7 protein-coding genes and 1 pseudogene are annotated in these 9,360 nt (G+C 66.3%); 4 read left to right on the top strand and 4 right to left on the bottom strand.

The window, feature by feature from the left end:
• Positions 1 to 563 (bottom strand): FAD-dependent oxidoreductase (locus WAW85_RS04175; RefSeq protein WP_422558387.1); only part of this gene is annotated, 563 nt, incomplete at its 3' end.
• Between the two features lie 54 nt (positions 564 to 617).
• On the opposite strand from WAW85_RS04175, the gene WAW85_RS04170 reads away from it, so the two are divergent.
• The gene (locus tag WAW85_RS04170; protein ID WP_422558386.1) at positions 618 to 2,312 is read left to right on the top strand and encodes a TPM domain-containing protein; all 1,695 of its coding nucleotides are present in this window, start codon (positions 618 to 620) and stop codon (positions 2,310 to 2,312) included.
• On the top strand, positions 2,309 to 2,998 hold the full coding sequence (locus WAW85_RS04165) for an SDR family oxidoreductase (protein WP_422558385.1): 690 nt from the start codon (positions 2,309 to 2,311) through the stop codon (positions 2,996 to 2,998). Before WAW85_RS04170 ends, WAW85_RS04165 begins: the two co-directional genes overlap by 4 nt.
• Before the next feature lie 119 nt (positions 2,999 to 3,117).
• Here WAW85_RS04165 and WAW85_RS04160 read toward each other — a convergent pair whose 3' ends face one another.
• The gene (locus WAW85_RS04160; RefSeq protein WP_422558384.1) at positions 3,118 to 3,489 is read right to left on the bottom strand and encodes a nuclear transport factor 2 family protein; all 372 of its coding nucleotides are present in this window, start codon (positions 3,487 to 3,489) and stop codon (positions 3,118 to 3,120) included.
• A 72-nt stretch (positions 3,490 to 3,561) separates the two neighbouring features.
• On the opposite strand from WAW85_RS04160, the gene WAW85_RS04155 reads away from it, so the two are divergent.
• Positions 3,562 to 5,517: an AlwI family type II restriction endonuclease gene (locus WAW85_RS04155; protein ID WP_422558388.1), complete on the top strand. Its 1,956-nt coding sequence runs from the start codon at positions 3,562 to 3,564 to the stop codon at positions 5,515 to 5,517.
• On the opposite strand, the gene WAW85_RS04150 is transcribed toward WAW85_RS04155, so the two are convergent.
• Together WAW85_RS04150 and WAW85_RS04145 are read right to left on the bottom strand one after the other, a co-directional pair.
• Positions 5,486 to 7,600 (bottom strand): DNA adenine methylase, encoded by a 2,115-nt coding sequence (locus WAW85_RS04150; protein WP_422558383.1) that lies wholly within the window; start codon positions 7,598 to 7,600, stop codon positions 5,486 to 5,488. The genes WAW85_RS04155 and WAW85_RS04150 overlap by 32 nt on opposite strands.
• A gap of 134 nt (positions 7,601 to 7,734) precedes the next feature.
• A complete protein-coding gene (locus tag WAW85_RS04145; RefSeq protein ID WP_422558382.1) occupies positions 7,735 to 8,928 on the bottom strand; it encodes an acyl-CoA dehydrogenase family protein in 1,194 nt (397 codons plus the stop codon).
• On the opposite strand from WAW85_RS04145, the pseudogene WAW85_RS04140 reads away from it, so the two are divergent.
• Positions 8,927 to 9,360 (top strand): annotated as a pseudogene (locus tag WAW85_RS04140) (hypothetical protein); the annotation flags it as partial. The gene WAW85_RS04145 and the pseudogene WAW85_RS04140 sit on opposite strands and share 2 nt — an antisense overlap.

Below are 9,360 nucleotides of genomic sequence, written 5' to 3'. Positions count from 1 at the left end.
GTCAGTGGCCGCGAGGAGTGCGCCGCTATCGCCGCGAAGAGCCCGCGGACGTCAGCCGTACCAAGCGTCAGCCGCACCAGGGCCGCCGTGGGCAGTCCCGCCGCGGCGGCAAACCGGGCGAGCGCCGCCGGCCGGTGTGGCCGGGCCGGAAGGTTCAGCACGTCCTCGATCAAGCCGGGCGTACGGCCGGCCCATCCGACGAGCCGTTCCCACGCGCCAGCATCCGAACCGAGCTGAGCTGACCGGAATCGGGCGTCCACCGGCAGGCCCAGCGCCCGGTCGGCGGTGAAACCGTGCACCACCGAGATCTCCGGTACCAGCCAGGTGACCCCCCGGGCGGTGAGCTCGAGGTCGGCGAAGGCCGGCGACGCATATCCCGTGGGGTGCACCGCCGAGCAGAGATCCCGCCGGATTCCGGTGCCGAACGCCTCATCGGTGCGCGCCCCGCCCCCGATCACCGGCCCGGCTTCGAGTACCGCGACACGACGTCCGGCGCGCGCCAAAACCGCCGCCGCGGTCAGACCGTTCGGCCCCGCGCCGATCACCACATCGTCAAACTCCATCGCAGCCAGCGTCCCACAGCACCGCATCGATCAGGGAACGGCTAGATTGAAGGCATGACCTCTGCTCGACGCCGACCCTCCGTCCCCGTCGCCCTGAGTCTGATCCTCGCGGTGTTACTGACCCTGCTCGCGCCAATGGGCACCGCCTCCGCTGACGCGCCACCGCTTCTGCCTGACCAGTTGGTCGACGCCGCCGGGGTACTCGCCGCCGATCAGGTCACCGAGATCACCGCAGCCCTCAATCGCCTATCGGAAAGCTCTGACCTGCACATGTCTGCGGTGTATGTGACCGATTTCGACGGCAAGGCACCAGCCGACTGGGCGCGGGAAACCGAGCAACTCAACGGTCTGAGCTACCGCGACCTGCTGCTCGCGGTCGCCGTGGGGACCAAAGAATATTACCTCGGCAGCGCAGAACCAATCGACGGCCTGAACAGCGAACAGATCCAGCATGTCGGCGATACCATGGTCGGCCCCGCGGTGCGTTCAGGCCAATGGGCCCGCGCCGCCACCGATGCCGCCAGCGAGCTGGGCAAGCCCGCCTCGCGGACGTGGATCTGGTTGCTCTCGTTGGTCGCCCTGGTCGTCGTCGGCGCGCTCGCCTGGCTCGGCGCCAAACGCGTACGCCGCGCCCGCTCCGCTCTCCCTGAGTCTTCGGCGGACGTCGCCGACGACCTCCTTACCGTCGACGAACTAAGCCAGCAACCGCTCGACGCCCTCGACCCGTGGTCGTCGGAACTGCTGATGCTCACCGACAACGCCGTCTCGGTCAGCGGCGACGAACTCGCCCTTGCGCAGGCGGAGTTCGGCGACGACGGTGCCACCGAGTACACCGACGCGCTCGCCAGTGCGGAGAGTGCCGTGGCCGCGTCGTTTCGGCTGCGCCGCACCCTCGACGACCAGTCCGGCATGTCCGGCGCCCAGCGTCGTGCGCTACTGGTCGAGATCATCAGCATGTGCTCGGCCGCCAACAGCACCCTCGACGCCTCGGTGCCCGCATTCGATAAACAGCGCGACTTATTGACCGATGCCGCGGACCGGCTCGACGCGCTCGGTGACCGCGCCGAGGAACTGCACGACCGGCTCGATGCCGCGGCCGCCGGTGAGGCCGAACTCAAGCGGAAGTACGGCGGTCCAGTAGTCGAATCGATCTACGGCAACACCGCACTGGCCACCGAGTTGGTGACCTTTGCCGAGGACGCCGTTACACAGGGGCACGAGGCTATCGCCGCCGAGGCCGAGATGCGGCAGGAGACGGTGGCCGCGATCCGATCGGCCGAATGCGCACTCGATACGGCGGAGAAATTGCTTGAGGCGCTCGCCGACGTCGGCCAAAACCTGGAGTTGATCGCCAAACAGTCGACCGGACCGGAGGTGGCGACCGCCCATGTCGCGGCCGCGGAAAGCTACATTGACACCCGCCGCGGGGTTATCGGGACAGCGCCGCGCACCTGCCTGTCCGAGGCCGAGCGCGTGCTGAGCGAGTCCGGGCCCACCGACCGCGCCATGGCGCTGGCCACCGATGCGCTGGCGCTGAGTCGGCAGGATGTCGCCGCGTGGCAGCACACCCAGGGCGCCGACGGCGCACCGGTGCTGACTGGCGTGTTGGTTGACGTGGTCGTCGCTTCTGCTGACGCGACAGTGCCCGACGATCTCGGGTCAGGCGGTTTCAGCAGCGGCGGCCGCAGCCCGGGCTCGTTCGGCGGCGTGGACACCTCGGGTCGGATCGGAACCGGCGGGCGCAAGTGACCCCGCAGGTCCGCCCCGTCGCACTGGTCACCGGGGCAAGCCGCGGCGTCGGCGCGGCCATCGCCCGGGCGTTGGCGCCCACCCATGACCTAATCCTCGGTGGTCGCGGCTCGTCCGAGCTGGACGCACTGGCCACCGAGTTCGACGGCGCAGTAACCCTTCCGGTGGACCTCACCGATGATGACACGCTCGAGGCAGCCGTCGAGACAATCACCGATCTGGACGTGCTGGTGCATTCGGCCGGTATCGCGAGCACCCTGGAGATGGTCGCCGACACCCCGGTCGAGGAGTGGCGCGCACTGCTGGACATCAACGTGGTGGCGGCCGCCGAGCTGACCCGCCTGCTGCTGCCCGCGCTACGCGTTCGCCGCGGCCACATCGTCTTCCTGAACTCGGGGGCTGGCCAGCAGGTACGCCCGGGCTGGACCCCTTATGCCGCAAGCAAATTCGCGTTGCGCGCCCTCGCTGACGGGGTGCGCGCCGAGGAGCCGGAATTGCGTGTCACCTCGATCTACCCGGGTCGGATCGACACCGATATGCAGCGCGAGATCGTCGCCCGGGAAGGCAATCGGTACGACCCCGCGCGGTACTTGACGCCGTCCACGGTAGCCACCGCCGTCGTACAGGCGATCGCCGCGCCCGCCGACGCCCACCCGACCGACCTGACGCTCCGTCCGCGCGGCTGAGGCGCCACATACCTGATACTCACGTCTGACCCCCTGATTCCGGGCACCGAGCACCCCGACTTCGGTTTCGCCCCGTCGGTTGAGGGGGCGAAACCGAGTTCGGCGGCGACGCAGGCGGGTCAGAGCTGCTTGAGGTCCGACGGCGCCCACACGGCACGCATCGACGTCACCTTGCCATCCTCGTCAAAAACCATGATGTCGACCGGGGTGATCTCGAAGGTCATTCCACCGGTTCCGGTCACGAGGGTGAACTCGAAGACCGCAGTGTCCCCCGCGGCCTTGACCCACCGCAGCGTCGCCTCGCGCTTGTCCATGTTGGTGATGATCGAGTAGAACTCGAGCAGTTCCTCGCGACTGGTCCGGATCGGCGCACCAATCGGATCTTCCACTGCGGTCTCGTCGGCGTAGAGGGCGACGATCTCCTCCGCGCTGCCGGTGGACAGTAGGTCAACGTAGGCGTTGACTGTCTCGATCATCTTTTCCGCACTCATCCGGACTCCCAAACTAGAACGTGTTCTATTCACGCTGGACGATAGCAGCTATGTCAGGATGACGACGTGGCGATGAACCGGAAAGCGATGTCGCTCGTGCATCTCGGCGACACCTCGTTCCGGCGCCGCGAGGTGATCGCCGACTGCCACGAGGCCCTCGACGTTCTCGTCGCCTTCCGCACCGACGACCGCCCGTGGGATGGCGCAACCCAACTGGAGTTCTTCCGACTCCTCCAGATCCAGGCACCCGATATTTTCGGCAGCGCGCGATCGGTTTCCGACGACGACGCCGCTAAACGCGCGCGCACGATCACCAATGCCCTGGTGAAACTCGGTTTCATCGATCCCGTCCAGCGGCGGCCCACCGCGCTGGGTGTCCTGTTCGCCGACGGACGCCCGCAACTGCTCGACGGCTTCGACCGCTACTGCTCCCTCAAACCGGAGAACTCGGCGCTGCTTCGCGGCGTCCTCGGCTATACCGAGAAGACGTCCGACGAGGGCACGCTCTACTTCCCGGTGCGACTACTGCTGCGCGTCCTGGACCGGCTGTCCACCCTCAGTCTCGACGAGTTCGCCCTCGCGTTCATCGCCGGCCCGCGGACCCTCGGAATCGACGTCGAGGCGATCGTCACCGCCGTTGCGGACTTCCGGGCCGGCGGGCAGTCCCTGGACGACGTCCTCACCGCCGCCGAGCGGACCGCGGAGCAGGATCGGTTCATCGTTGTCGGCGAGTTCAACCGGGCAGCCTTTCCCAACGGCAAGGGTCCGATCTTCACCGAGCGGTATCGAGTGTTCCTCGATGCCCTGGCCGACTTTCGCACGCACCCCGACACCGCCACCCTGGCACAGCTGCGGCGCGCAGTAGACGAGGGCGGCACCACGGTCAAGGCCCGCTTCTCCCCCGGCACCTACCTGCCCGGCCTGAAGAAGAAGGGCTCCGGTCCACTGACCGTGCACCGCGGCGCGCGTTATGCCGGATGGTCGGACACTGAGTTCGCCTTCCGGCACGGACTAGTCGACTTGTTCAACGGCAACCGGGGCGCATCCCTGGTCCGCGAGTACCTCGACAACAACCTCCGCATTCTGACCGCCACCGGCGTCATCTCGGTGGCGGAGAATCAGGTTTGTATCGGATCGGCCTACGCCCGATACTTCTTCGCCGCCAACGCCGACCGGCTCACGCTGCTCACCACCGACTACAGCGATGCGCAGCGCGCGGCCGGGCTTGCCGAACAGTTCGGGCGCGACGCCCTCGCGCGCGCCAATGAGTTGATCGCCGCTGAGCAGGGCATCGAGCCCGAGCAGATCGAGGAGTTCGTCGCGGCGCAGGAGCGGGCGCGGTTCGACCGCATCATTGCGGCGACCTTCCCGCCCGAACAAGTCCTCGATCACCTGCGTCTAATCGGCGACGACCACCGATCAGCAAGCGTTAGTAGCCTGCGCGACAAGCACTTTCGTGGCAAAGCCTCGGTGCCCTGCATGTACGAGTACCTCGTCGGCCTCTCGCTCTACTACTCGTCGCGCCGGGCCTTCGACCCCCGCACCGCATTCGGGTTATCGCTCGACGGCGACTTCCTGCCGATCAGCCACGCGCCCGGTCTGCGTGGCGACATCGAGTTCAAACTGGACGGTCGCCGCATTCTGGTCGAGGTCACCCTGATGGACCCGGCCACGCAGCGCCGGGGCGAACTAGAGCCGGTTCTCCGGCACGCCACCAACCTCGCATGCCAGTACCCGGACTCGCCGACGGTGACCATCTTCATCGCCAACGAGGTGGACACCAACGTGGCCCGGATCTTCGGCTTCGCCCGCGTGATGTCGATGACCCCCACCGATGGCCGCGCGGGCTCAGCCAGCCCGCTGATCGTTTCCATCACCACCCGAGACTGGGTGGCCGCAGCCGCCGCACCCCTGGATGAGATTCTGAACCTTGTTGCCGCAGAAGCGAATCGGACAGAGATCGAGCATCTGAACTCGGACTGGAATGCCGAACTGGTCAGCTCGCTCCGGGCACTGGCCAGTTCGTGATGAGCACCTCGCGCGATGCATTGCGGTCTTTGCGCTGGTAGGACGAGTTCGCATAGCTGTAGTCCAGCGTGTGCACCACGAAGCCATGCTCGGCCGCCCAGTCAGAAAGCTGACCATGCTCAGATCCCTTGTGCGTCAAGACATTCGAGAGACCAAAGGTGCCGCCGCGCTGAGCGAACTTGGCGACCTCATCGAGCAAGTCGGTCTCGTCGTCGACGGTCCACGCGTTCTGCTCGTTGTACGGCGCGGTACCGAGCAGGTACGGCGGATCGCAATAGACCAGGTCAGTGCTGGCCAGTTTTCCGAAGACATCGCGGAAGTCGAGGGTCCACAGTTCTGGCTCGAGTGCGTGCATCCGGGTGACCGTGTCGAAGAGATTCTTGCGCACCCGGGAGTTGAAGTCGCGCTTACCGACGGGCATGTTGAACTCGCCGCTGCGGTTGTACCGGATCTGATTGTTGAACCCGAAGACGACGAGCGCGAAGAACACGTACGGCCGCCGCGCCTCGACCGGATCCATCCGGTTGAAGTGATCGCGCAAGCGGAGATACGACTCCTTGTTCACCTGGCCGAGGCCGTTCGACGAGTTAGCGCCGTAGGCGCCGTAACCGAGCTTCTGGCTGTCGGACAGTCCGTACTCAGCGATGATCCCCTCGACGTGCGCGAGAATTTCGCTGTACGGCGTGGCGGCGAATAGTGCGCCCAGCCCCATCACGTCCACCTGCCTGTCATTGAAGGCGACCTGCGAATAACCGGCGTTCATGCCGACGGTCATCGAGCCGGAGAAGACGTCGACAAAGCGCTGGTGCGCCGGTCCCGCTGCCGGCAGCAGCGGGATGATCTCGGACACCAGCCGCTTCTTGTTGCCGGTGTAGTTCAGTGGGCTACGGACGAGGGCGGGCGTGGTTTCCCTTCGACCGCGTGTCGTCGCAGGCTCCGCCACATGCTTAGGGCAAGCGACACCAGATTCCTCGTCGCCCGGCCCAATCGCCGGGGCCGGCACGCCTGTCATTTCGATGGTTGAGCGAGCGAAGCGAGTCGAAACCACATCCCCAGCCCCATCCTCCTCCACATGGCACACGAAGAGGCGTTCGACGATCTCGCCGATACCCGAGCGGCCCGTGGTGAACTCGCGATGCGGGACGTCGACCACCTCGACCGGTCCGCGGCGACGCATGATGTCGAGAATCTCGTCGTCGGCCAGGCGCGCGGCCGAACGGGCGTTGCCGCGGTCGCCGGTGTCGTTGTACGACATGATGATCGTCGCGGTATCGAGCGCCTCAATGAGATCACTGAAGGCCGGTGCGGCCTGCGTGGTGCAGTAATCGCTCTTGAGATGCCGCCGGTCCATCTTGCGCGCCTTGAACTGCACGGGGCCTTGCTGCCAGTCGGCCACGTTGTCGAGCACGTGATACAGGTCGCCGTACTGGCGCGAGTTGTACGGCGGGTCGATATACACCAGGTCCCAGTGCTGCTCCCGCACCAACTGATTGGCGTCGCTGCGGGTGACGGTATGCGCTGGCTCGAACTCTTCTAGCTGCGGCAACCCGAAAACCACCCGCGCCCCGGAGGCGGCGCCCACCCGGAAGGCGTCGTAATGGCCGACCGTCGCCGCGGTTTTGTCCATCCCGTAGAGCAGGCTCGCGAGGAGCACATCGCGTTCCCGATCGGTCACCGTACCGGCGCTGTGCCACGCGCTGATTTGCGCACGATAGTGCCCGATCAGCCGAGAGTTTGCCTCGTCGTAGTAGGTGCCGCCGAAGGTCTCTGAAAAATAGTTCGACTCAAGGGCCGCAACGTCGACGTCGTTGATACCGCCGACCAGTCCGGTCAGCAGTTCGGTCCGGACCGGTGCCGCACCGAAGAAGGCGCGGTAGATGGTGGTATTGGCCGAGAGCAGATCGTTGAAGGTCACCGCCAGCCCGGCCCGCGCCAACGACTGCCCGACCACACCGGTGCCGGCGAACAGGTCGGCGGCGGTCTGCGGGGGCTCGCTCAGCCCGGCGATCACCTCGCCGATCACCGGCAGCACCGCGCGCTTAGAGCCGAGATAGCGGCGGTTTCGGAGTTCGAATGTCTTCACGACCTGCGTCTTTCCATTTATGCATCGTCTCCGACGACGGTAGCACCAGCCACCGACAGAACGACGACGCCGGACCGTCTGACAAGACGGCCCGGCGTGTCGGGTTCAGGTCGCGATTCGGCTCCGACCCAGGCTCACTTCAGGTCGGCGCTGGACTTTCCGAGTACACGGCGCGCAATGATCAGCTGCTGGATCTGCTGGGTGCCCTCGAAGATGTCGAGGATCTTCGAATCGCGGGCCCACTTCTCCAGCAGGCTGGTTTCGGCGTAGGCGCCGGTGGCACCGATCTCGACGGCCTTATTGGTCACCTCGGTGACCGTGCGGCCTGCCTTGGCCTTACTCATCGACGCCTCGAGCGAATTCGGCGTCTTGTTATCGGCCAGCCAGGCCGCACGCAGCGTGAGCAGCCACGAGGCCTCCCAGTCCGACTCCAGGCGGATGAACTCGGATACGGCAACGTGCTGTATTGCGGCGGGCTTGTCGTAGTCAATCGGGTGACCGGACTCCTCGATCATCCGGCGCATCTCTTCCAGGGCGGCGCGACCAACGCCCACGGCCATCGCAGCGACGACGGGCCGGGTGTTGTCGAAGGTCTGCATGACCCCACCGAAGCCCTTCTTCACATCGATGTCCGGCGACCCGAGCAGGTTGTCTGCGGGGACGCGCGCATCGGTGAATCGGATCACCGCGGTATCTGACGACTTGATACCGAGCTTGTGCTCCAGCCGCTCGACGGTCACCCCATCGGTATCCATCGGAACCACGAAGCTCTTGATGGCAGCGCGACCCTGGTCCTTGTCCAGGGTGGCCCAGACGACGACGTGGTCGGCGCGCGAACCGGCGGTGACGAAGATCTTCTCCCCGTTGATGACGTAATCGTCGCCGTCGAGGATCGCGGTCGTGGTGACGGCGGCCGAGTCGCTGCCGATGCCGGGCTCAGTGATGGCCATGGCGGCCCACACGTCGGCGAAGCGCTCGAGCTGCTCAGTGTTGGCGACCGCGGCAATAGCTGCATTGCCCAGGCCCTGGCCCGGGATCGACAGCATCAGGCCGACGTCGCCCCAGCTGAGTTCGTGGGCGTTGAGCACCGCACGCAGGTTGGCGCCGTTGACGGTGCCTTCGCTGGCGTCGGCCGAACTCTTGCCCTCGGACCGCTCGGACGCGCGGGCCGCCTTGGCGAGTTTGCCCAGCTCATCGAGCTCTTTCGGATACTCGTGTTCGGCGAGGTCGTACTTGCGGGTGATCGGCCGGAAGATGTGCTCGGCCGCCAGGCGGGAACGCTCGACGGTGGAGTTCAGCTTCTCCGGGAGCTCCAGGTTGATCGACATGATCGATATCTTACTACTCGGTAAGATCGATGCCAAGGGCGCGCGTCCGGCGCCGACGACCCGGTCCCCGTTCTGGCATGAACTGCGGCACGCACTGCACCCGGCCCGAACCCATCGGTGGAAGACTAGGCGCGTGCAGTACCGCTTCGCCGCCTGGCGCCACTGGCTCGCCGGCACTGACCCCGGACACCTCCGGCTGACCAATGCCGTCCTGGTGGCCGTGGCCGTGCTGCTGTCCACGACCATCGCGTGGCTGCTGGTGCACTTCACCCACGCCGATCACGGACTACTGGCCATGGGCGGGTTCATGGCCCTGCAGATGGGTCTGGTGGTCAAGGACCCCACCAATCGAGCGCGGCTCATCACCACCGCGCTGCTCCCGATCCCGATCGCGATCGCCCTGACCGCAGCAGTCCTGCTGGGCCACTGGCG

Origin of the sequence: Gordonia sp. (in: high G+C Gram-positive bacteria) (genome assembly GCF_049299075.1) — a bacterium.
Lineage (GTDB): Bacteria > Actinomycetota > Actinomycetes > Mycobacteriales > Mycobacteriaceae > Gordonia.
Note: the sequence above shows the minus strand (reverse complement) of the source record. Positions and strands in the feature narration are given on the sequence as shown.

Excerpts from the sequence above, each read along its gene's own strand:
- WAW85_RS04170 (WP_422558386.1), top strand. The coding sequence starts at position 618 with ATGACCTCTGCTCGACGCCGACCCTCCGTCCCCGTCGCCCTGAGTCTG.
- WAW85_RS04160 (WP_422558384.1), bottom strand. The coding sequence starts at position 3,489 with ATGAGTGCGGAAAAGATGATCGAGACAGTCAACGCCTACGTTGACCTA.
- WAW85_RS04155 (WP_422558388.1), top strand. The coding sequence starts at position 3,562 with ATGAACCGGAAAGCGATGTCGCTCGTGCATCTCGGCGACACCTCGTTC.
- WAW85_RS04145 (WP_422558382.1), bottom strand. The coding sequence starts at position 8,928 with ATGTCGATCAACCTGGAGCTCCCGGAGAAGCTGAACTCCACCGTCGAG.